The following is a 22,874-nucleotide window of genomic DNA, read 5'->3' on the forward strand; positions in this document are numbered from 1 at the left end:
GGGGGACCCTGTGGGAGAGTAGGACACCGCCGGACTTCCTTTAACGAAATGGCCACCCAACGCTGGGTGGCCATTTCGCATTTACGGGCACATTCTCCCGGGGAGGACGATCATGTCGACCGACGATTCCAGCGAGCGCAGGAGTAACGACGGGCGCTCGAGCGACCGTGGATTCGACCGTGGTCGGTCTGCGCGCGGCGACGGTTCGCCGTCTCGCGGAGAGCGGCCTCCCCGCCGTGACGGCGATAGCGCCGGACGTCCTCGGCGCGACGGCGACCGTCCGTTCCGTCGTGACGGCGATCGACCCGTCCGCCGAGATGGCGAGTCGCGTCCGTTCCGTCGTGACGGCGAGCGTCCCGTGCGTCGTGACGGCGACCGACCTGTCCGTCGTGACGGGGAGGCGCGTCCGTACCGGAACGACGGTGACCGCCCGTTCCGGCGTGACGGCGACCGTCCTGTGCGTCGTGACGGCGACCGACCTGTGCGTCGTGACGGGGAGGCGCGTCCGTACCGGAACGACGGTGACCGCCCGTTCCGTCGTGACGGCGACCGTCCTGTGCGTCGTGACGGCGACCGACCTGTGCGTCGTGACGGCGACCGTCCCGTGCGTCGTGATGGCGACCGTCCTGTCCGTCGTGACGGCGACCGTCCTGTCCGTCGTGACGGCGACCGTCCTGTCCGTCGTGACGGCGACCGACCTGTCCATCGTGACGGGGAGGCGCGTCCGTACCGGAACGACGGTGACCGTCCGTTCCGTCGTGACGGCGACCGTCCCGCGCGTCGTGACGGCGACCGTCCCGCGCGTCGTGACGGCGGTGAGCGTGGCTTCGGCGGCGGCGATCGGCGTCCGTCGCGCGACAGCCGCCCCGGCGCGGGAGCGCCCCGCCGCTTCGACCGGGACGATGCGCGCGCGACCCGCCCGCCGCAGGACCGGCGCGAACGTGGCCCCGAGCTGCCCGACGACATCACGGCCTTCGACCTGCCCGGCGCGGCGCGCAACGAGCTCAAGACCCTGAGCAAGGACAACGCCGACAACGTCGCCCGGCATCTGGCGATGGCGGCCCGCCTCATCGACGAGGACCCCGCGCTCGCCCACCAGCACGCCCTCGCCGCTTCGCGCAGCGCGGGTCGCGTGGGCGTCGTCCGGGAGACCGTCGCGATCACCGCCTACGCGGTGGGCGACTTCGCGCTCGCCCTGCGCGAGCTGCGCACGCACCGCCGCATCACGGGCTCCGACGAGCAGCTGCCGCTGATCGTCGACAGCGAACGCGGCGTCGGTCGTGCCGACCGCGCACTCGAGGAAGGCCGGGCGGTCGACCGTTCGACTCTGTCGGTGCCCGTGCGCGTCCAGCTGGCGATCGCCATGTCGGGTGCCCGCCTCGACCTCGGGCAGACGGATCGTGCCCTGCAGGAGCTGGAGATCCCCGAGGCCGATCCCGACCGCGCGTTCGAATGGAGCCCCGCTCTCTTCTCCGCGCGTGCGGCCGTCCTCGAGGAGTTGGGGCGCGACGCGGAGGCCGCGGAGTGGCAACGGCGCGCGGACATCGCCGCAGAGGCGCTGGACGCCGCTGCCGGAGTGGCCGATCGCGAGGTCATCGTCGTCGAGGAGATCGACCTGATCGATGACGACGGCGGAGTGGACGTGGCATCCGGTGTCATTCCCGTCGACGACGTCGACGACGACGACGCCTCGGAGGCGTCCGATGACACGGCCGGCGCCGAGCCCGACGAGCACTCCGCTGCGACGGACCCGGGCTCTGCCACCTCCGACGAGGAAGCATCCGCGTCGGACGAGGACGTCGTCCCGGATGACGAGGGGACCGCGTCGGACGACGAGGCCGAGGGGTCGCGATGATCTTCCGCCGCGCGGCCGCGCAGCCCACCCCGTTGGACGGGGTGGACGTCGTGCTCTCCGACCTCGACGGCGTGGTCTACGCGGGCCCGGGTGCACTCCCGCACGCGGTCGACAGCCTCAACCGCGCCCAGGCCGCGGGGCTCCGTCTCGGGTACATCACGAACAACGCTTCGCGCACCGACGCGTCGGTGGCGGAGCACCTGAGTTCGCTCGGGTTGAGCGTCGCGGCCGAGGACGTGACCACGAGCCCGCAGGCCGCGATGCGGCTGATGAAGGACCTCGTCCCGGCGGGCTCGACGCTCCTCGTCATCGGCGGGGAGGGACTCGTCGTCGAGGTGGAGAAGGCGGGCTTCGTCGTCACCCGCAGCGCCGACGATTCCCCGGCCGCGGTCGTGCAGGGCTTCGCGCCCGAGGTGGGGTGGAAGCACCTCGCCGAGGCCGCCTACGCGCTGGCGACGCCGGTGGAAGAGGGCGGCATCCCCTGGGTGGCCACGAACACCGACTGGACCATTCCTCAGGCGCGGGGCATCGCCCCGGGCAACGGCACGCTCGTGTCGGCCGTCCACACGGCGGTGGGGCGCCTGGCGACCATCGCCGGCAAGCCGGAACGCCCCATCTTCGACGAAGCCGTGGCCCGCACGGGCGCGACGTCGCCGCTGTTCATCGGCGACCGTCTCGACACGGACATCCAGGGCGCGCGCGTCGCCGAGATGCCCTCGGTCCTCGTGCTGACCGGCATCGACCGGCCCAAGCAGGTGCTGGCGGCACCGCCCTCCCAGCGCCCTGATTACATCGTCGAAGACCTGCGTCAGCTGTTCGAGCCGTACCCGGCCACCGTCGTCAAGGGTGACCGCACGCGGGTCGGCGACGCGGTCGTCGAGATCGACGGCGTCGACCTGCGCATCGTGTCGACCGGCGACCGTCAGATCGACCTCCTGCGCGCGGGAGCAGCCGCCATCTGGAACTCGGGCCGGGCTATCTTCGGGTTCCGCGTGCCGGAGCAGCTGTACGCGGACCCGTTCCGGGTGCGCTGACGTCGGTAGCATGGCATCCATGTCGGACGATGCCGCCCCGGATGCCCCGACCGATCTGATCGATCGGCTGCGCCTCATCGAGGAGCAGCCGCTGGACGTGCGCGCGGACGCCTACGCCGCCGTGCACGACGAACTGGCGCAGCGCCTCGCGTCGGCCCCCACCGACTCGTCGGCCGCGTCGCGCCCGTGACGACCCGCCTCGATGCGGCACTCGCCGCCCGCGGACTCGCCCGTTCGCGCTCGCACGCGGCGCAGCTCATCGCCTCGGGCGTCGTGAGCGTCGACGGGCGGCCGGTGGTCAAGCCGTCGACGCCGGTCGTGGACGACAACGAGATCTCCGTCGCCGGCGCCGACCATTACGTCAGCCGCGCGGCGCACAAGCTGATCGCGGGACTCGACGCCTTCCCGATCGAGGTGGAGGGGCGCACCGCCCTGGACCTCGGGGCATCGACGGGCGGGTTCACGCAGGTGCTGCGCGAGCGCGGTGCCCGACCGGTCATGGCGGTCGATGTCGGCCACGGGCAGTTGTCCACCGTTCTGGCCGGCGACCCCGACGTCGTGTCGGTCGAGGGGTATAACGTGCGGTTCATGACCGCCGACTCCCTTGCCGCCGCGACGGGAGTCGACGAGCGCCCGCGCGTGGTGACCGGCGATCTGTCGTTCATCTCCCTGCACCACGTGCTCCCGGCCGTCGCGGACACCGCGGCCCCCGACGCCGACGTGGTCCTGTTGATCAAACCGCAGTTCGAAGTGGGTCGCACGGCGGTGAAGGGCGGGCTGGTCACCGACCCCGCCCTGCGCTCCGACGCGGTGCACGGCGTGCTGTGGGCGGCGTGGGACACGGGACTGCGCACGGCCGGCCTGATCGCGTCGCCCCTCGTCGGAACGCACGGCAACCAGGAGTATGTCGCGTGGTTCTCGGCCGTCCGGGGCGGTGACCCCTCAGAATGGGAGAGCACCGTGACCGAACTGACCGGAAGCCGATGACCCCCAGCGATCGCCGAATCCTCCTCGTCGTGCACGCCCGTCGTGACGACACCGTCCAAGCCGCCGAACGCATCCTCACCGCCGTGCGCGCGGCGGGGGCGACCCCCGTCGTCTCGGCGGAGGACCGACCCGAACTGGCCGAGCGGCTCTCGCTCGAGGGCGTCGAGACTCTCGGCGTCGACGTCGACATCGCCGACGTGGAACTCGCGATCGTCCTCGGCGGCGACGGCACCATCTTGCGCGCCGCCGAGACCGTGCGCGGAGGGCGGGCGCCCATCCTCGGCATCAACATGGGGCACGTCGGGTTCCTCGCCGAGATCGAGCGCGACGACATGGACGACGCCGTCCGCCGCGTGATCGCGCGGGACTACACCGTCGAGGAACGTCTCGCCCTCGCCGTGCGGGTGCTGGATGCCGACGACAGCGTCATCTTCGAGACCTGGGCACTGAACGAGGCCACTGTCGAGAAGGCCAGCCGGGAGCGCATGCTCGAGGTGGTCATGGAGGTCGACGGCCGACCGCTGTCGTCATTCGGATGCGACGGGGTCGTCGTCGCGTCGCCCACCGGATCGACCGCGTACAACTTCTCGGCCGGGGGGCCGGTCATCTGGCCCACCGTCGAAGCCATCGCCGTGGTGCCGCTGTCAGCGCACGCGCTCTTCGCTCGCCCCCTCGTGGTGAGCCCAGACGCCACGGTCGCCGTCGAGGTGCTCGAGCGCACGAGCGGAAGCGGCATCCTGTGGTGCGACGGTCGTCGCTCTCACGAGCTGCCGCCCGGGGCGCGAGTCGTCGTGCGGCGATCGTCGCGGCCGGTGCGTCTCGCCCGCCTGCACCCGGCGGCCTTCACGGATCGACTGGTCCGCAAGTTCCGCCTTCCCGTCACCGGGTGGCGCGGCGCCACCGGAGGTGCGGCGTGATCGAGGAGATGCGGCTCAAAGACCTCGGCGTGATCGCCGACGCGACCCTGCCCATCGGGCGTGGGTTCACGGCGATCACGGGGGAGACCGGCGCGGGCAAGACGATGGTGGTCACGGGTCTCGGACTGCTGCTGGGGCAGCGGGCGGACTCGGGCGCGGTGCGCTCGGGCGCCGCTCAGGCCGCGGTCGAGGGCGTGTGGCTCGTACCGGAGGACGGCCCCGTGGCCGCTCGCGTGCGCGAGGCGGGCGGCGACGTCGAGCCGGTCGGCGAGGGGGCGGCGGAGCTGTACCTCGGGCGCACCGTGTCGAGCGAGGGCCGGGGTCGCGCCACCGTGGGCGGCCGGACCGCTCCCGCGGGAGTGCTCGCCGACCTCGCCGACGATCTCGTCGTGGTGCACGGGCAATCCGACCAGTTGCGGCTGCGGTCGGCCTCGGCGCAGCGCGATGCGCTCGACCGCTTCGGCGGAGACACCGTGACCGCGGCCCGGACGGCCTATCGCGCCGCGTGGGACGCCTGGCGCACCCTCGACGCCGAGCTGTCGGCGCTGACCGGCGACCGCGATGACCGGGCTCGCGAAGCCGAGCAGCTGCGTGCCGCGATTGCGGAGATCGAGGCGGCCGCTCCTCTCCCCGGCGAGGAGGACGAGCTCGCGCGCCGCGCCGAGCGCCTCGCGAACGCCGAGGAACTGCGCGTCGCCGCGGTGACCGCGCACGCGGCGCTGTCGAACGAGGACGGCGCGCCCGACGTCGTGTCACTCCTGGCGGAGGCCCGTCGCGCCCTCGAACGCATCTCCGGAAGCGACGCCGCCCTGGCGGCGATCGGCGAGCAGGTCGCCGATCTGGGGTACCGCGCGACCGATGCCTCCGTCGCGCTGTCGGGCTATCTCGCCGACCTCGACGAGTCCGGTCCCCACGAGCTCGCGGCGGTCGACGAGCGCCGCGGCGTGCTCGCGGCGCTGGCGCGCACCCACGGCTCCGTGGACGCCGCGATCGAGCTTCTGGCGACGGGATCGGCCCGCCTCGTCGAACTGGACGACGACGGCGATCGCGTCGAGCGTCTCACCGCTCAGCGCGACGCCGCCGCCTGCGAACTCGACGCGGCCGCCGACGCCCTGACCGCGGCCCGCCGGGACGCGGCGGAGCGGCTCGGTGCGGCGGTGACCGAGGAGCTGCACGCCCTCGCCCTTCCCGATGCGCGCTTGACCGTCGACGTGGCTGCCGCCGCACCCGCGGCGCACGGCCGCGACGACGTCTCGATCCTCCTCGCTCCGCACCCCGGAGCCGACCCGCGGCCGGTGTCGCGCGGGGCGTCGGGAGGAGAGCTCAGCCGTGTGATGCTCGCCATCGAGGTGGTCATCGCCGGCGTCGACCCGGTGCCGACGTTCGTCTTCGACGAAGTGGATGCCGGGATCGGCGGCGCCGCGGCCATCGAGGTCGGACGACGTCTGGCGCGCCTGGCCGAATCCTCGCAGGTGATCGCGGTCACGCACCTCGCGCAGGTCGCCGCGTTCGCGGGCAACCACCTCACCGTCGTCAAGGGGAACGACGGCGCGGTCACGGCATCCAGCGTCCGTCGGCTCGACGGAGCGGAGCGCGAAGCGGAGATGGCGCGGCTGCTGTCGGGACTCTCCGACTCGGATGCCGCTCTGACGCACGCGCGGGAACTGCTCGAGACCGGCCGGACGCGCTGATCCGAGTGCTTCGACCCCCGATCGACACGCGGGCGTGACGTGGATGTCGGAAGGGGCTGCCAGACTCTGAGGCGAACCCCCACACCCGACTGATAGGATCGAAGCCCGTGATGCAGACTTCGGACGCGGGACATTCAGACAGCACGACCTTCACGACGAAGCACATCTTCGTGACCGGAGGGGTCGTCTCCTCCCTGGGTAAAGGCCTGACGGCGGCAAGCCTCGGCAACCTCCTCACGGCCCGCGGACTCCGCGTGGTCATGCAGAAGCTCGATCCTTATCTCAACGTGGATCCGGGCACCATGAACCCGTTCCAGCACGGCGAGGTCTTCGTGACCGACGACGGCGCGGAGACCGATCTCGACATCGGCCACTACGAGCGTTTCCTCGACATCGAGCTCAGCCAGGCGGCCAACGTCACGACGGGCCAGATCTACTCGCAGGTCATCGCGCGCGAGCGTCGCGGCGAGTACCTCGGCGACACCGTGCAGGTCATCCCGCACATCACCGACGAGATCAAGCGCCGCATGCGCCTGCAGGCGAGCGAGAGCCCGCAGCCCGACGTCATCATCACCGAGATCGGCGGCACGGTCGGCGACATCGAGTCGCAGCCGTTCATCGAGTCGGCGCGGCAGATCCGTCACGAGCTCGGTCGCAAGAACGTCTTCTTCGTGCACGTCTCGCTCGTTCCCTTCATGGGCGCCTCGGGCGAGCAGAAGACCAAGCCGACGCAGCACTCCGTCGCGACCCTGCGCTCCATCGGCATCCAGCCCGACGCCCTCGTGCTGCGCAGCGACCGACCCGTCACCGAGTCGAACAAGCGCAAGATCGCACTCATGTGCGACGTCGACGAGGACGCGGTCGTCAACGCCATCGATGTGCCGAGCATCTACGACATCCCGTCGATGATGCACGACCAGGGTCTCGACGCGTACATCGTCGACGCTCTCGAGATCTCCAAGGCCGCCGACGTGGACTGGTCGCGCTGGAACCGCGTGCTGCAGGCGGTGCACAACCCCAAGCACGAGGTCACGATCGGTCTCGTCGGGAAGTACATCGACCTCCCCGACGCGTACCTGTCGGTCACCGAGGCCATCAAGGCCGGTGGCTTCGGGCAGGAGACCCACGTCAAGATCACGTGGATCCCGTCCGACCTGTGCGAGACGCCCGAGGGGGCGGCCAAGGCCCTCGGAGCCGTCGACGGCATCATCGTGCCGGGCGGGTTCGGCATCCGCGGCATCGAGGGCAAGCTCGGTGCGCTGCGCTTCGCTCGCGAGCAGGGCATCCCCACTCTCGGCATCTGCCTCGGCCTGCAATGCATGGTCATCGAGTACGCGCGTACCGTCGCCGGTCTCGAGGGCGCGTCGTCGAGCGAATTCGATCCCGACACCGCTCACCCCGTCGTGGCGACGATGGCCGAGCAGGTCGACATCCTCCAGAGCGGCGACCTGGGCGGCACGATGCGTCTGGGGCTGTACCCGGCCGCCCTCGCGGAGGGCTCGCTCGCCGCGGAGGTCTACGGAGCGAACAGCATCTCGGAGCGCCACCGCCACCGCTACGAGGTCAACAACGCCTACCGTCAGCAGCTCAGCGACGCGGGCCTGGTGTTCTCGGGACTCAACCCCGACCTCGACCTCGTGGAGTTCGTCGAGCTTCCGCGCGACGTGCACCCGTACTACATCGCCACGCAGGCGCATCCCGAGCTGCGCTCGCGTCCGACCGAGCCGCACCCGCTGTTCCGCGGGCTCGTCGGCGCGGCCCTCGAGCGTCACCGCTCGAGCGAACTGTTCGACGTCGAGGAGGACTGACGTGGAGCAGCTGCGCGACGAGCCGGTCGACCTCGAGGTCGTCTCGACCGAGGTGGTCTACGAGGGTGCCGTATGGGACGTCCGCAGCGACACCGTGCGCTACGGCGACGGGGAGATGACCCGCCAGTACGTCGAGCACCCGGGGGCCGCGGCCGTCGTGGCGATCGACGACGAGGGACGGGTCGTGCTCATCCAGCAGTACCGCCACCCCATCAAGGAGCGCGACTGGGAGATCCCGGCTGGCCTGCTCGATGTGGCGGGCGAGCCGCCGATCGAGACCGCGAAGCGCGAGCTGACCGAGGAGGTCGACCTCGAAGCCGACCGCTGGCAGCACCTGTTGTCGATGCACACCACGCCCGGGGGCAATGACGAGGTCGTGCATCTCTTCCTCGCGCGCGGCCTGCGCACGGTCGAGACCGACTACGAGCGCGAGCACGAGGAGTCCGACATGCGGGTGGAGCGCGTGCCGCTCGCCGACGTGATCGACGGGGTCATCGGCGGGCGCCTGCGCAACGGCATCCTGGCCGCGGGGGCGCTCGCCGCCGCCGAGGTCCTCCGCCGCGAGGCCGCGTCGGCCTGACGTGGAGCTCGAGCGCGCCGTCGAGACGTATCTGCGTCACATCGCGCTCGAGCGGGGCCTGTCGGATCACACCGTCGCCGCGTACCGCCGCGATCTGGACGTGTACGTGGAGTGGCTCCGCGCACGCGGGATCGTCGACGTCGACGCGGTGACGCCGGAACGGGTCTCCGACTTCGGCGCGGAGCGCGCCTCGGCCGAGCCTCCTCCCGCGGCATCGTCCCTGGCGCGGATGCAGTCGTCCGTGCGGGGACTCCACCGCTTCCTCGTGCGCGAGGGGCGGTCCGAGGCCGATCCCAGCGGACGCCTGCGGCCGCCGAAGGCGCCCCGGCGTCTGCCGAAGGCACTGACGATCCAGCAGGTCGACGCCCTGCTGGATGCCGCGGGACCGGTGCCCGGATCCGCGGACGCCACGGCCGCGGACCCCGCTGCGGTGCGCGATCGGGCGCTGCTCGAACTGCTCTACGCGACGGGAGCCCGCGTGTCGGAGATCGTCCACCTCGACGTCGACGACGTCGCTCAGGGGGACCTGCTGCGCGTGCGGGGCAAGGGCGACAAGGAGCGCATCGTGCCGGTCGGCTCGTACGCCCGGGCTGCCCTCGATGCCTACCTGACGCGCGTGCGACCCGCCCTCGCCGCGAAGGGGCGCGCGACGCCGCGCCTCTTCCTCGGCGTGCGCGGCGCCCCGCTGTCGCGTCAGAGCGCTTGGCTGATCATCCAGGCCGCGGCCGACGGCGCGGGGCTCACCGCCCACGTCTCACCGCACACCCTGCGGCACTCGTTCGCGACGCATCTGCTGCAGGGCGGCGCCGACGTGCGGGTCGTGCAGGAGCTGTTGGGCCACGCCTCGGTCGCGACGACCCAGATCTACACGCACGTCTCGGTCGACGCGCTGCGCGACGTGTACGCGACCTCTCATCCGCGGGCGCGGTGAGGCGCGGGACGCGCCGGTCGTGCCGGCGGTGCGCACCGCGGTCGTCGCCAGGGCCCTCCCGGTCGCCGGTCTCGGCATCCTGGGGCTCATCGTCGTCGTGGTCGAGCGACGTGACCGACGCGGAGCGCCGGCGGGGCCTTCGGCCCACCGGTGACGGCGCAGTGCGTGGCGGCCGGCCTGGGAGGATAGGGGGATGACCGCCACCCTCGTCGCCCAGAACCTCGCCGGGGGATACGGCCACCGCACGCTCTTCGAGGGCGTCGACCTCACGGTCGCGCCCGGCGACGTGGTCGGGCTCGTCGGGGCCAACGGGGCCGGCAAGTCGACCCTGCTGCGGCTGCTCGCCGGGGCCGACGAGCCCCTCGCCGGAACCGTCAGCCTCGCGCCCGCCGATGCGTTCGTCGGGTGGCTGCCGCAGGAGCACGAGCGCGTCGCGGGTGAGACGGTCGCGCAGTACATCGCTCGTCGCACCGGGTGCGCGGAGGCGACCCGCGAAATGGATGCCACGGCGGCGGCCCTCGGCGACCCCACGGCCGTGGGCGCTGACGACGCCTACGCCACGGCCCTCGAGCGGTGGCTCGCGAGCGGCGCCGCCGACCTCGACGAGCGGATGCCGCAGGTTCTGGCCGACCTCGGGCTGGAGGTGGGACCGGATGCCGGGATGACCGGGCTCTCCGGGGGTCAGGCGGCGCGCGTGGGGCTCGCGGCGCTGCTGCTGTCGCGCTTCGACATCGCGCTCCTCGACGAGCCCACGAACGACCTCGACCTCGACGGCCTCGAGCGGCTCGAAGACTTCGTGCGGGGCCTGCGCGGCGGCGTGGTGCTGGTCAGCCATGACCGCGAGTTCCTCGCCAGATCGGTGACTCGGGTGCTCGAGCTCGACCTGGCGCAGAACACGCACCGCGTCTACGGCGGAGGGTACGACGCCTACCTCGAGGAGCGCGCGACGCTGCGGCGACAGGCGCGGGAGAAGTACGAGGAGTACGCCGAGACGAAGGCCGATCTCGTTTCTCGAGCCCGGACGCAGCGCGAGTGGTCGAGCCAGGGCGTGCGCAACGCGATGAAGAAGTCACCCGACAACGACAAGATCCGCCGCAAGGCCGCTACCGAGTCGAGTGAGAAGCAGGCGCAGAAGGTGCGGCAGATGGAGAGCCGCATCGCGCGACTCGACGAGGTCGAGGAGCCCCGTAAGGAGTGGCAGCTCGAATTCACGATCGGGTCGGCCCCGCGGTCGAGCTCGGTCGTGTCGACGCTCTCCGGGGCCGTGTTCCGACAGGGCGACTTCACCCTCGGACCCGTCTCGGTCCAGATCAACGCCGGCGAGCGCATCGGCATCACCGGGCCGAACGGTGCCGGGAAGTCGACGCTGCTGCGCGGCATCCTGGGTCGACAGTCGCCCGACGAGGGCACGGCGTCGCTCGGGACGAGCGTCGCGATCGGCGAGATCGACCAGGCGCGGTCGCTGCTGGTGGGGGAGCGGCCGCTCGCGGAGACGTTCGAAGCGCTCGTGCCGGAGCTGAACGCCGGGGAGGTCCGCACTCTGCTGGCGAAGTTCGGCCTCAAGGCCGATCACGTCACCCGGCCGGTCGACGGTCTGTCGCCGGGGGAGCGGACGCGCGCGGGGCTCGCGCTGCTGCAGGCGCGCGGGGTCAACGTGCTCGTGCTCGACGAGCCGACGAACCACCTCGACCTTCCCGCGATCGAGCAGTTGGAGCAGGCGTTGGGCTCGTACACCGGGACGCTGCTGCTGGTCACCCACGACCGGCGCATGCTCGCGGCCGTCGAGACCGATCGTCGCTGGCACGTGGAGGCCGGGCGGGTCTCGGAGCTCTAGATCCGGTCGCCAGGGGCCCGCCGTTCGTCGAGCTGCAAGGCCGCTGTCCTCCCGCCCGTGACGAGGAATGCCGTGTGAGCAGTGTTCCTGGGTGCAGGCAGCGGTGAGCGTCGGGTCGACCCGAAGATCGATCAGCCGCGGAAGGGGCGAAGGAGGGGTCCGCGGGTCAGCGGCCCTGGCGCTTCTTGTAGGGCTTGGGCTGACCCTTCACGATCGGCGCGCGACCCTTGCCCTTGTTGGCCTTGGCCTTGCCACCGCCGGGAGCCTTCTGCTTCGGCGCGGGCGGAGGCGCATCGGCGATGCGCCGGTGGGCCTCTTCGAGCAGCAGGGCGCCCGCGGGGAGCAGGCGCGTGGGCGCCGTGCGTTGCACCAGCGGCTGGCCCACCTCCTCCTCGAGCTTGTCGAGCGTCGTGTAGAGCGAGGCGAGGGGGATGCCGAGCTTGTCGGCCGCGCGCGGGAAGTGCAGCTCCTCGGCGAGGGCGGCGAACCGGACGAGGTGCTCGAGCTTCATGGCATCCATTCTCCCGTGCGGAGCCACGTGGTGGTGAGTGTCCAGGACACGCCGCGTCGCGAGGGGTGCGTACGGCGTGTCCTGGACACTCGGCAAGGAGGGGTCAGGCGGCGGCGGATGCCAGGAACCGGTCGGCGGTGCGCAGGGACAGCGCCATGATCGTCAGGGCGGGGTTCGCGGCGATCGCCGAAGGGAAGACGGAGTTGTCGCAGATCCACAGGTTGGGGATCTCGTGGGAGCGGCCGTCGGCATCCACCACGCCGTCCGAGGGATCGCTCGACATGCGGCACGTGCCGATCGTGTGGGCCGTCCGGGCCAGCACCATCGTCTCGCGCGCGCCGGCGGCCTCCATCACCCGCAACATGAACGCCGTCGCGTGCTTGTCGATCGCCTTCTCGTTCTCTCCGGCGGTGAAACTCACGCGCGCCCGCGGGATGCCGAATTCGTCGGTCTCGTCGCTCAGCACCAACCGGTTGTCGTCGGCCGGCAGGCAGTCGGCGTTGATGCCGATGCCCGCCATGAAGCGCGCCTGCTCGAGCCGCTGCATGAGCTCGGGACCCCACAGGCCCCCGCCGCGCACGAGCGTCGTCGAGAAGGTCACGGGCATGACACCGAGGCTCTGGACGAGGTAGCCGCCCGCGAAATCCGCGTCCGCCGGGCGCATCATGTCTTCGGAGATGAGTGACGACGGATAGCCGCGGTGTCCGCGCACCGGCTCGTCGAAGCGTCCCCACACCTGGGTCGCGCCGTGCGCGAGGAAGTTGCGGCCCACCTGACCGTTGTCGTTGGCCAGTCCCGTGTGCAGCAGCAGACGCGGGGTCTCGACCCCGCCGCCCGCGAGCACGAGCGCCCGGCAGCGCTGACGGCGATCCACGCCGTCCTTGCGGTACACGACCGCGGAGACGTGGCCGCGGTCGTCGAGCTCGATGCCGTGCACCATCGACTCGCTGCGGATCTCGGCGCCGGCCGCGACCGCCGCCGGCAGGTAGGTGTTCGCGGTGGAGGCTTTGGCATCCACCCGGCATCCCTGATGGCACTCTCCGCAGTTGACGCAGGCGCTGCGCTCGCCGTGGTGGTCCTGCAGGCGTGCACGCGTGAGCACCGCGGCGGGGGCATCGGCCCACCGCACGCCCAGGGCGTCGCAGCCCTTGGCCACGAGGTTCGCGGGCGCGTTGCGCTTGGCGGGGGCGTAGGCGTAGGTGCGGCCGGGGTCCCACGGGTAGGGACTCGGGCCCGAGACGCCGATGTCGCCCTCGACGCGCTCGACGTACGACAACAGTTCGTCGGGGTCGACCGGCCAGTCGCGGCCCACGCCCGACTCCGTGCGGAGGGCGAGATCACGGCGGTCGGGACGCGGCGTGAAGGCGCCCCAGTGCAGCATCGAGCCGCCGACGCCGCGACCGCTGTTGTTCGGTCCGAACGCCGTGGGGTCGTCGCCGCCGCTCAGGCGTTCCGACATCCAGTTGATCTCGACCGCTTCGGTCTCGTCGGGGGTCAGGTCGTCGAGCGCGAAGTGGCGCCCGGCCTCCAGGGCGACGACGCTGAGCCCCTTGCGGGCCAGTTCGGCCGTGAGGGGCGCACCACCGGCGCCGGTCCCGACGACGACGACGTCGACCGTCTCGTCATCGGCGAACGTGCGCATGGCTTCGAGGTTCATGCGGCGTCTCCCGTCGCGATCGTGCCGCCGACTCCGGACGGCTCCCAGTCTTCTCGGCGTCCCAACCGCAGCTCCACGTAGCCGCGGATGGGCGAGCCGCCGGTGGCGAACCCGTCGTACCCGACGCGCGCCATGCTCGCGGGGTGCGCGAGCCACTGACGGACGAGGTCGTTGCGCACATCCTCGAGCCACACCTTCAGGCGCGCCGCGTCGAACGGACCCTCGGCGGTGCTCTCGCCGTCGATCGCGGCGCGCAGGATGCTCTCGCGATCGACGGGGTCCGTCGGCCAGACGGCGGCGAGCGTGTCGAGTCCGGCGCGGTACGCCTCGGGGTCGGGCGGCAGGTCGGCGTTTCGCCATCCGTCCCCCTCTCCGCGCGCCAACTGTGCGTCGACGCGGGCCGCGATGTCGATCGCGAGGCCATCCTGCGGGACCACGAGGTCGGCGATCTCGCGCAGAAGAGTCAACTGCGCCAGGTCGAGCACCGCGGGCGCGTAGCCGCGGTCGTCGGGCAGTGCCCGGCGGGCCAGGATGCCGCGTACTCGGTCATCGACGCGGTCACCGGCGATGAGGCGGGCCCAGTCATCGGCGACGACAGGGCCGACCCGCACCTCCTCATCGACGAAGCGGGCGATCGCTTCGGCCGCCTCGGCGTCGCGCTCGAGGGGGACGAGGTGCCCCGTGTCGGGCAGGGCGACGAAGCGGGCCCGCGGGTAGACCGAGGCCAGCAAGCCGGGCTGAGCCGCTGCGCCGAGATCGGCGTCGTCCTCACCGGCCAGCACGAGCGCCGGCAGGTCGAGCAGGCCCGCTTCGGCCGAGGCGTCGACGGTGCTGCCCGTCTCGAGCCACGCGCGCCACGCCGCGGGAGAGGTGCGGCGCAGGCCGTCGAGGGCCACCGCGTGCGCCTCGGCGTCGAGCGGCTCGGCGACGTTCTGGGCGAGGAAGGTTTCGGCATCCTCATCGGAGAGCGGTCCGTCGGCGACCCACGAGAGCATGCGCTGACGCCGCTCCTCGTCCATGGGCTCGGGGCGGGGCGGCGACGGGGCCATGAGGACGACGCCGGCCAGGCCGAACAGGGCCGCCTCTCCGCGGAGGACGCGGGAGGCCACGAGAGCCGTGATCTTGCCGCCCATGCTGTGGCCGCCCAGCAGCCATCGGCCGCCCTCGTGCGCCGCGAGCGCCTTCTCGACGTGTGCGACGGTGTGGGCGAGGTCGGTTTCAGTGAAGTGGGCCTCGGAGCCGAATCCGGGGAGGTCGATGCCGACGACGCGGACGCGTCCGGCCAGTCGCGCGGCCACACGGTCGAACGACCGGGCGCTCGCTCCGAGCGCGTGCAGCATGTACAGGGTGAGGGGCGCCTCGTCGGGAGCGGAGGCGGTGTCTTCGGACATGTCTTCACCGTTTCGTACCGCGCGGTCGGGGAAGGGTCGCTTGCGGATCCGAACGTTTTACGCAAGCGCGCGGCGAGGGCAGAACGTCGGACGTCGGGACGGGCGGCCTCACCGCGCCGGGCGCCGTCGTCGCCCGACGAGACGGGATCTCCGCCGTGAGACGACGAACGCCCCGGCCGTCGGGTGAAGGACGGCCGGGGCGCGCATCGACGCCGGGTCAGGGGGTGACCATGCCGCCGTTGACGTTCAGCGTCTCGCCCGAGACGTAGCTGGATTCGGCGGATGCCAGGAAGACGAACGCGGGCGCGATCTCGGCGGGCTGCCCCGCGCGCTGGTACGTGCTCTCGTCGTCGAAGTGCTCCATTTGGTCGTCGGAGACCCCCTGGCTCACCTGCAGCGCCGACCAGGTCGGGCCGGGCGCGACCACGTTCACGCGGATGCCGCGCGAGGCGAGCTGCTGCGCGAGGCCCTTCGACAGGTTGTTGATCGCCGCCTTCGTGGCGGCGTAGTCGAGGCGGTCGGGTGCCGGGACATAGGCCTCGAGAGACGCGGTGTTGATGATCGAGCCGCCCTCCGGGAGGTGGGCGAGCGCGGCCTTGGTGATCCAGAACGGCGCGAAGACGTTCGTGCGGAACGTCTGCTCGAACTGCTCGTCGGAGAGGTCGTCGACCTTCTCGACCATGACCTGCTTTCCGGCGTTGTTCACGACGATGTCCAGTCCACCGAGCGCCTCGGCCGCGTGGGCGACGAGGTCGCGGCACGCGCCCGGGTCGGTGATGTCGGTCGCGATCGAGACGCCGGTGCGGCCGGCATCCCGGATCTGGTCGAGGATGTGGTCGGCGTCGCGCTGCTCGTCGGGCAGGTGCACGATCGCGACGTCGGCGCCCTCGCGTGCGAAGGCGATCGCGACGGCCCCGCCGATCCCCGAGTCGCCGCCGGTGATGAGGGCCTTGCGTCCGGTGAGGCGTCCGAGGCCGCGATAGGTCTTCTCGCCCAGGTCGGGCACGGGCGTCATATCGGCCTGCACCCCCGGCTCGGGCTGGTGCTGCACGGGCGGTTCGACGCGGGCGTAGCGCGTGACCGGGTTGTCGAAGGTGAACTGGTCGCGATCGTGGCTCATGGGACGACGGTAGACAGGGGCCGGCTGTCCTGGCCGGGCCTTGACGGCTCGGGGTGGCGGCGCCCACGGGTGCGTGTCACCCGGGCGGCGCCCGCTCGGAGCGGGACCGCACGCTCGCAGTGCGGTTCTACCGTCTCGGGGTGCTTCCCGCGATCGATCCGCCCCGCCCGCCTCGTGTCGTCCTCCATCTCGTGGACCGCACGACCGGTGGCGTGCCCGTCGCCGTCCGCAGCTACATCGCGAACACGCCCGCGGGTCTGACGCACGTCGTGGCCTCCCCGCATTTCGACGGCGCTCCGGCTCCGGTCTGGCGGGAGGGGAACGGGGTGGGGGAGATCCGCCATGCCGCCTGGGACGTCACCACATCGTTGCGCGCGCTGTCGTCTCTGCGCCGGATCGTCGCCGACGTGCGCCCTGACGTCGTACATGCGCACTCCAGCTTCCCCGGGGTCTACGCGCGGGTGCTCGGGACGGGACGAGCGCGGCTCGTGTACACCCCGCACTGCTTCGCCTTCGAGCGTCGCGACATCGGCGCCGCAGCCCGGATGCTGTACCGGGCGATCGAGAGGATCCTGCGCCCCCGCGCCGACGTCCTGGCGGCAGGCGGCCCCGGGGAGGCGCTCGCCGCCGCAGGCCTGGGCTATCCCGAGGATCGGCTCCTCGTCATCCCCAACGTGCCGTCGGTGAGTCGCGCTCCGTCCGCGCCGCCCCGGTCGGAGAGCGCGGCGGACACGGTGACCGTGGGGATGCTGGGGCGCTGGGCGCCGCAGAAGGATCCCGACGCGTTCGTCTCCGTCGTCCGCGGTCTGCGGGCCGAGCTGCCGGGGGTGAACGTGCGGGCGAAGTGGATCGGCGGGGGAGAGGGGGCCGAGGACGCGCCGGATGACGTCGAGGTCACCGGGTGGCAGTCGCCGGAAGGGGTCGCCGCCGAGCTCGCCGGCCTCGACGTCTACGTGCACACGGCGGCGTGGGAGGCGGCCGTGGCGATCGCCGTGCTCGATGCGTACGAATGCGGCATCCCCATCCTCGCCCGATCGATCCCGGCCATGCCCGAGCTGCCGCCGGCGGTGCGTCTGGACACCGGGATGCCCAGGCTCGTCGAGGCGGTGCGGGCGGGACGTCTGGACCACTGGGCGGCCGACAATCGCGCGCGGTGGGGGCGCTACCTCGCCGGTCGGTTCACACCGCTGTCTCAGCGCGTCGCGCTGGAGCGCGTCTGGGGGTGAGGGGCGACGTCGTCACCGCCGCGTCGTCATGACCCGGTCGATGACGTCGGAGACCCGGCGGGCGGAGGCCTCCCAGGAGAAGCGCGCCTCGTTCTCACGCCCCCGTCGCGCGAGGTCGGCGCGCAGAGCCGGATCGCCGTCGAGCGTCTCGAGCCCGCGGCGCATGTCGTCGATGTCGTGCGGGTCGACCCAGAGTGCGCTGTCGCCGAGCACGTCGGGCAGAGCGCTCGACCGGGCGGCCAGGACCGGGGTGCCCATGCGCTGCGCTTCGAGCGGGGGGATGCCGAAACCCTCGTACAACGAGGGGAAGGCGAACGCCGTGGCGCCGCGGTAGAGCCGCATGAGCTCGTCGTCGTCGACGCGGCCGAGCGCGCGCGTCCGCGGAGCGGCCGTCGTCGCCTGCGTGTGAAAGGCGCGCGCCTGCTGACCGACGATGAGCAGCCGGTGGATATGCGTGAGGTCGGCCGCCTCGAACGCCGCGACGAGGGCGTCGAAGTTCTTGTGGCGGTTCGGAGACGAGACGGCGAGGACGTACGGGACGCCCTCGTCGTGCGCCGGACCGTCGGCGTGGAACGCGGGCGAGACGGCGTTGGCGACCACGGTGATGCGGCGGGGGTCGATGCCGAACTCCCGGACGAGTTCGCCGCGCGAGAAGGGGCTCACGGTCAGCACGTGGGCGCTCCGGCGCAGAAGCAGCGGCGTCATCGTCGCGTACAGGAGGCGGAACGACCGGGCGAAGCTCTCGGGATGCCGCGCCCAGATGATGTCGTGACACGTCACCACCTGCGGGCGATAGGCGACAGGGCCGGTGTTCGCCAACCCCAGGAGGAGGGGGGACCCGCTGCGGCGGAGGTGGAGGGGCAGGGCGACCTGCTCCCACGCGTGTCCGCTCAGCCGGCCGACCTGCACGATCTCCGCGCCCAGATCGGCGTCGATGAGATCGCCCGGGGGTGCGACGACCGTGACGGGGCGCATCGTCGCGAGCGCCCGCGTGACCTCGCGGGCGAACCGCTGCACACCGGTCGGGGTGTGGGTGAGGAACCGCCCGTTGACGACGACGGTGCTGCTGGCGTTCAGGATTCCTTCTCCCTCTGGCTCGGTCGATCCGAGCCGGTGCCCGTCACGATCCCCGTCGGCTTCGCGCGCTCGGGGGTCATCGCCTCGTCCCGTCGGCCTCGGTGCCGGCGGGGGAACGCACCGTCCGCGCGAGATCGCTGATTCCCCGCTTCACGCGTCGATAACGGGCGCGAACGACGCTCGTCGTCGGCTCTCCCCGGCGGCGGGCCGAGGCGAGGGCGACGTCGTCGGGCGCCCACAGCGATCTCACCGCGCAGCGGAGCAGGACCAGCGGGGGCTCGTCGCGCAGAGCGATCCAGTACGCGCGCGCCCGTGTCGGCTGACGACGCCACTCCCAGTCGCGCGGCGTGCCCCCGGCATCCTGTGAGAAGTCCGTTCCTGGATCGATCTCGCGCAGCTCGTCGAGCAGCGCCGGGACGGCACCCATCTCCCGCGCGGCGGCGATCGATCCGGTCGCGCGGGTCAGCAGATCGACGGCGACGGCATGAGCTCCCGCGGGCCGCGGGCGACCGATCTCCGGACGGACGGCGTGCAGCGCCGCCAGCACCGCGTGCGCGTCGGCCCGGGGCACGAGCACCTCGGCACCCGCGAATCGCACGGCGACGGCATTCCTCATCAAGAGAGCGAAGGCATCGGCGTCGTCGAGGGTGAGCCCCGGCATGCGTCGATGGACGTCGATCTCGCAGCCCCAGCCCGTCGGTTTCATCGTGATGGTGTGGTGGGCCTGGGCGCCCCTCCAGGGGTGGGGCTCCCGCTCCCATCCCCACGCCTGCAGCGCGTCGGCGAGATCATCCCATCGGTCGGGCGCGCACCACAGGTCGACGTCGCCGGAGTGCTCGCGGGTCCGCAGTCCTTGCCGGTGCAGCGTCGGCCCCTTGATGAAGACGCACCGGATGCCGCGTTCGTCCGCGACGTGCGCCACCAGCGCGTGGACCAGCTCGTGGAAGGGCGACGACATCGTCGGTCGGTCGATCCGGTGCACGCGGGCGCGGTGCGTCGGATCGCGGGCGACGATCGCATGCTCCTCCATCTCTTCCAGGAGGGCTCTTTCCGCGGGAGAGACGTGGTGGGGGGCGAGCGGCCCGTCTTCGACGAGACGTCGCCACAGCGCCGCTCCGATCGAGGTGAGGCAGAACGCCTCGGCGGGCAGCGCGGGGAGGAGGAGGATCTCGGCCTCTGCGCCGAAGGTCGGCGACGCGCGGACGTCCAGGACGCCGGCGGCGATCGCCGTCCAGGCGATGACGGGCGAGGCGGTGGACGTCATGCTGCTCCGGGGCGAGGAAGGGAAACCCCCACTGTGGCGTCTTCAGGGAGGGGTCGAGGCGGGTATGCGCCCCAGGAGCAGTCGTCCGTCAGGGGGATCACCCGCCCCGTGGTCCTGTCTTGCGACGCACCTCACCCGCGGTCTCGTGACGCGCGGAGCCGTCACGGACGTCTGAGGCTCCCGGCGATGACGCGCAGGTCGCGACGGCCGGCGAGCAGGATCAGCGCTGTCACGACGACGCCCCAGACGCCGACGATGGCGCAGAGGCGGGCGAGGGCGACGAAGGAGGCCGAGAACAGCTGATCGACCAGGGTCGAGGCCGCCAGTGCCGTGGCGAAGATCGCGATGGGTCGCAGTCCGGCGCGAACGAGCGGCCACGACGGCACCCCCGTGCGCGGCAGGAAGACGACGGCCGCCGCGACCCACAACAGGAACTGCCCGGCCGCGACCGCCGTCGCCACCGCGAGGGGGCCGAGGGGCGCGAGCCCGATCGCCAGGGCGATCATGGCGAGGCGTCCCGCCGCCTCGGAGGCCAGGAGCAGGGCGGATCGACCGGTGGACACGAACGCCCAGTACTGGGGGTAGCCGAGGGTCTGGAACACCGCGCCGACGGCCAGCACCGGGACGAACGCCGCGGCCGGCGTCCACGCGGGCCCGAGCACCACCTCGATGGCGGGGGGCGCCGCGACGACGAACAGGCTGAGATAGGCGAAGGCGGGATAGCAGAGCACGACCTGGAACTTCGCGAGTCGCGTGCCCAGATCGGATGCCGAGGTCGCACCCGCGAGGTGAGGGATGACGACGCGCGTGAGAGGGGTGATCACTTGGTCGATCGGGAGGTTCACGAGCTGTGTCGCCCGGTTGTAGAAGCCGATCACCTGGTCGGAGGCGGACCGTGCGATCATCAGCGTGCCCACGTTGGTGGAGGCGTAGTTCAGGGCGTGCACGACGAAGGTGTTCCCGCCGAACGCGAGGAGCCCGCGCATGTCCGCTCCGCGACGGGGGAGACCCGGCCGCCACGTCGTGCACGCGAACGCCACCGCCAGGGTGACCGCGGCGGCCAGCGTTCCCTGCAGGGCGAGGGCGAGGTAGCCCCCGCCCAGCAGGGCCAGGACGACGGCGCCCGCGAGTCCCGACAGGTCGCCCGCGAGTTCTGACCCGGCGAGCCTTTCGAGTCGACCCGACCGGTTCAACTCCACGCGGAGCTGCGCGCTCGCCGAGCGCAGGAGGAACGCGGGCGCGAGCAGGAGGAGCACGACGACCAGCCGTGTGTCGTCGAAGACGGCGGCGAAGGCCGGGGCGACCCCGGCGACCAGACCCGCGGCCGCGGCACCGATGCCGGTGTTCATCCAGAACAGGTTCGTGCGCTGTCGGTCCGTGAGGGAGGGAGCGCGCAACGCCGCCATGCTGAGGCCGAAGTCCCCGAGCACGGCCGCGAGCCCCGCCACCGAGGCGCCGAGCGCCACGATGCCGAAATCGCCCGGGCCGACCAGCCGCGCGAGGATGACGATCCCGAGCACCTGCGAGAGGTACCGGCCCCACTGCGCCCCGAGCAGGACAAAGGCCCCTTTCCTCCGGGAAGCGACGACGTCGGTGGTGGTCACGGAGGGCTCCTTGCGCAATACGGTGGCGGCCGTGAGCACGCTAACCACCCCTCGAGCCGTTCCCGGGGGCGCCGACTTCCCGAAGCGGGGGTTAGCGGACTCCCTCCGTGCGCGCCGTCTGATGGTGATCGTGGTGGGGCTGTACTCCCTCGCCTCGCCGATCGTGGAGACCCTCCTGGGCGACCGACAGCACTACGTGGAGGGGAAGACCTCCACGGTCGCCGTGGCGGCGGCCCTCGACGACCTGGGTGCCGTCGTCGTCCCGGCGATCGCCATCGCGGCGACCTTCGTCGTCTTGCTCTTCTGGCGGGTCGAAGGGCCGCCCCTGCTTCTGGCGATCGCGCCCGGTCTGATGCTCGCGGCGAACGAGTTCGTCCACGGCCGGTCACCCACGCTCGGCCTGCTCATCACCTCGGCGGTGGGGGCCTTGTTGGTGAGTGTGCGGGTGAAAATGCCCGACCTGGCGATCCTCGGCCATGTCGGCGCCGTCGTGGCCGGCGCGTCGATCCTCGCGTTCGTCGTCGTCCCCTCGAAGGTGCTCGTCTCCGGCGGCATCGGCACGTTCGACAAGTCGCTGACGGGCGCGCCACTGCTCGCCGGGATCTTCTCGCACTCGAACACGTTCGGCATGTTCCTTGCGCTCTCCCTTCCGTGCGCGTTCCTCGCCCGCCGTCTCCTGGTGCGTCTGCTGCTCGTGGCGGTCATCTGCGCCGCGCTCGTGTTGTCGTCGTCGCGGACCGCGCTCGCCGGGGCGGGGGCGGTCCTGGCCGTCATGCTGCTCGCTCGACTGCTTCCCCGGGCGGCTTTCCTCCCCGTCGCCGTCGTCGGCTTCCTCACCTCGGTGTTCGCGGTCTTCTGGCTGCCCTTCACCGAGACCGATCCGGACGCCTACACCTACCGCGGCGCGATCTGGATCTTCGACCGCGGGCAGCTCGGTGGTCACGGGATGTTCGGGCTCGGCGCGCACTGGTTCGCCGACAACTACCCGTTGCTGCGCAACGTGCTCTCCAGCGCCGCCAGTCACGCGCACAATCTCGCGCTGACGACGATGGTGCAGGGCGGGGCGGTGGTCGCCCTCACCGGCGGCGTGCTGATCGTCGCAGCGTTCGTCTCGGCGCTGCGGCATCCGTCGGCTCGGGAACGCGCGGTCGGCATCGCCTTCGTCATCGGCCTGCTCGTGATCGGGGCGACGGAGACGCCGATGGAGCTCGTCGGGTGGAGTCCGCTGTCGGCATCCGTGCTGGTCCCGCTCGTCGTCGTGGCGGGCCGGCCCTGGATCGAACGGGAGGAGGAGGCGTTCGCCCGGTCTGCTGCCGCAGACGCCCCGGTCGCCCCGCTCACGCGCGCCGCTCTTCGCCGGCGCGCCCGCTGAGGCGGGTCACGCGCG

The 22,874-nt window shown here is 72.1% G+C and carries 20 protein-coding genes; 12 read left to right on the top strand and 8 right to left on the bottom strand.

All coding sequences use genetic code 11. The features are described 5' to 3' along the window. Positions 1-40: 40 nt before the first annotated feature. Positions 41-1,048 (bottom strand): hypothetical protein, encoded by a 1,008-nt coding sequence (locus AB0N80_RS06095; protein ID WP_363578193.1) that lies wholly within the window; start codon positions 1,046-1,048, stop codon positions 41-43. A 6-nt stretch (positions 1,049-1,054) separates the two neighbouring features. Here AB0N80_RS06095 and AB0N80_RS06100 point away from each other — a divergent pair, with 6 nt between their 5' ends. The 10 genes from AB0N80_RS06100 (at position 1,055) to AB0N80_RS06145 (ending at position 11,637) form a co-directional block, all read left to right on the top strand. Next, complete coding sequence (locus AB0N80_RS06100; RefSeq protein WP_363578194.1) at positions 1,055-1,855, top strand: hypothetical protein; 801 nt, start codon at positions 1,055-1,057, stop codon at positions 1,853-1,855. Next, positions 1,852-2,889 carry an HAD-IIA family hydrolase gene (locus tag AB0N80_RS06105; protein ID WP_315995253.1) on the top strand — a complete coding sequence of 346 codons (1,038 nt, stop codon included), beginning with the start codon at positions 1,852-1,854 and terminating at the stop codon, positions 2,887-2,889. The genes AB0N80_RS06100 and AB0N80_RS06105 overlap by 4 nt, the downstream gene beginning before the upstream one ends. 19 nt (positions 2,890-2,908) lie before the next feature. Further along, positions 2,909-3,079, top strand: a complete 171-nt coding sequence (locus AB0N80_RS06110) for a hypothetical protein (protein ID WP_363391152.1) — start codon at positions 2,909-2,911, stop codon at positions 3,077-3,079. After that, positions 3,076-3,876, top strand: a complete 801-nt coding sequence (locus AB0N80_RS06115; protein ID WP_363391149.1) for a TlyA family RNA methyltransferase — start codon at positions 3,076-3,078, stop codon at positions 3,874-3,876. The genes AB0N80_RS06110 and AB0N80_RS06115 overlap by 4 nt, the downstream gene beginning before the upstream one ends. Next, a complete protein-coding gene (locus AB0N80_RS06120) occupies positions 3,873-4,793 on the top strand; it encodes an NAD kinase (protein ID WP_363391146.1) in 921 nt (306 codons plus the stop codon). The genes AB0N80_RS06115 and AB0N80_RS06120 overlap by 4 nt, the downstream gene beginning before the upstream one ends. Beyond that, positions 4,790-6,484 (top strand): DNA repair protein RecN, encoded by a 1,695-nt coding sequence (gene recN, locus AB0N80_RS06125; protein ID WP_363578195.1) that lies wholly within the window; start codon positions 4,790-4,792, stop codon positions 6,482-6,484. The genes AB0N80_RS06120 and recN overlap by 4 nt, the downstream gene beginning before the upstream one ends. 110 nt (positions 6,485-6,594) lie before the next feature. After that, positions 6,595-8,292 carry a CTP synthase gene (locus AB0N80_RS06130; protein WP_315995279.1) on the top strand — a complete coding sequence of 566 codons (1,698 nt, stop codon included), beginning with the start codon at positions 6,595-6,597 and terminating at the stop codon, positions 8,290-8,292. A gap of 1 nt (position 8,293) precedes the next feature. Next, a complete protein-coding gene (locus AB0N80_RS06135) occupies positions 8,294-8,872 on the top strand; it encodes an NUDIX hydrolase (protein ID WP_363391142.1) in 579 nt (192 codons plus the stop codon). Between the two features lies 1 nt (position 8,873). After that, entirely contained in the window at positions 8,874-9,803 is a 930-nt protein-coding gene (gene xerD / locus AB0N80_RS06140) for a site-specific tyrosine recombinase XerD (protein ID WP_363578196.1), read from the top strand. 193 nt (positions 9,804-9,996) lie between these two features. Next, a complete protein-coding gene (locus AB0N80_RS06145; RefSeq protein ID WP_315995246.1) occupies positions 9,997-11,637 on the top strand; it encodes an ABC-F family ATP-binding cassette domain-containing protein in 1,641 nt (546 codons plus the stop codon). Between the two features lie 166 nt (positions 11,638-11,803). Here AB0N80_RS06145 and AB0N80_RS06150 read toward each other — a convergent pair whose 3' ends face one another. The 4 genes from AB0N80_RS06150 to AB0N80_RS06165 form a co-directional block, all read right to left on the bottom strand. Continuing rightward, entirely contained in the window at positions 11,804-12,148 is a 345-nt protein-coding gene (locus AB0N80_RS06150; RefSeq protein WP_315995245.1) for a LysR family transcriptional regulator, read from the bottom strand. Positions 12,149-12,251: 103 nt separating this feature from the next. Beyond that, positions 12,252-13,805 (bottom strand): GMC family oxidoreductase, encoded by a 1,554-nt coding sequence (locus AB0N80_RS06155; RefSeq protein WP_363578197.1) that lies wholly within the window; start codon positions 13,803-13,805, stop codon positions 12,252-12,254. Beyond that, positions 13,802-15,196, bottom strand: coding sequence for an alpha/beta fold hydrolase (locus tag AB0N80_RS06160; RefSeq protein ID WP_363578198.1), 1,395 nt, complete (start codon positions 15,194-15,196; stop codon positions 13,802-13,804). The genes AB0N80_RS06155 and AB0N80_RS06160 overlap by 4 nt, the downstream gene beginning before the upstream one ends. 217 nt (positions 15,197-15,413) lie before the next feature. Continuing rightward, on the bottom strand, positions 15,414-16,316 hold the full coding sequence (locus AB0N80_RS06165; protein WP_315995242.1) for an SDR family oxidoreductase: 903 nt from the start codon (positions 16,314-16,316) through the stop codon (positions 15,414-15,416). 140 nt (positions 16,317-16,456) lie between these two features. Between AB0N80_RS06165 and AB0N80_RS06170 the strand changes: the two genes are divergently transcribed. After that, positions 16,457-17,542, top strand: a complete 1,086-nt coding sequence (locus AB0N80_RS06170; RefSeq protein WP_363578199.1) for a glycosyltransferase family 4 protein — start codon at positions 16,457-16,459, stop codon at positions 17,540-17,542. Positions 17,543-17,554: 12 nt separating this feature from the next. Here AB0N80_RS06170 and AB0N80_RS06175 read toward each other — a convergent pair whose 3' ends face one another. From AB0N80_RS06175 to AB0N80_RS06185, 3 genes are all read right to left on the bottom strand, one after another. Beyond that, the gene (locus AB0N80_RS06175; protein WP_315995240.1) at positions 17,555-18,559 is read right to left on the bottom strand and encodes a glycosyltransferase family 1 protein; all 1,005 of its coding nucleotides are present in this window, start codon (positions 18,557-18,559) and stop codon (positions 17,555-17,557) included. Between the two features lie 136 nt (positions 18,560-18,695). Then, positions 18,696-19,883 (bottom strand): nucleotidyltransferase family protein, encoded by a 1,188-nt coding sequence (locus AB0N80_RS06180; protein WP_363578200.1) that lies wholly within the window; start codon positions 19,881-19,883, stop codon positions 18,696-18,698. A 161-nt stretch (positions 19,884-20,044) separates the two neighbouring features. Beyond that, on the bottom strand, positions 20,045-21,487 hold the full coding sequence (locus AB0N80_RS06185; protein WP_363578201.1) for an oligosaccharide flippase family protein: 1,443 nt from the start codon (positions 21,485-21,487) through the stop codon (positions 20,045-20,047). A gap of 31 nt (positions 21,488-21,518) precedes the next feature. Here AB0N80_RS06185 and AB0N80_RS06190 point away from each other — a divergent pair, with 31 nt between their 5' ends. Then, positions 21,519-22,859 (top strand): hypothetical protein, encoded by a 1,341-nt coding sequence (locus AB0N80_RS06190; RefSeq protein ID WP_315995237.1) that lies wholly within the window; start codon positions 21,519-21,521, stop codon positions 22,857-22,859. The last annotated feature ends 15 nt before the right edge of the window (positions 22,860-22,874 follow it).

It is taken from the genome of Microbacterium sp. NPDC089188, from assembly GCF_040685155.1.
Lineage (GTDB): Bacteria > Actinomycetota > Actinomycetes > Actinomycetales > Microbacteriaceae > Microbacterium > Microbacterium galbum.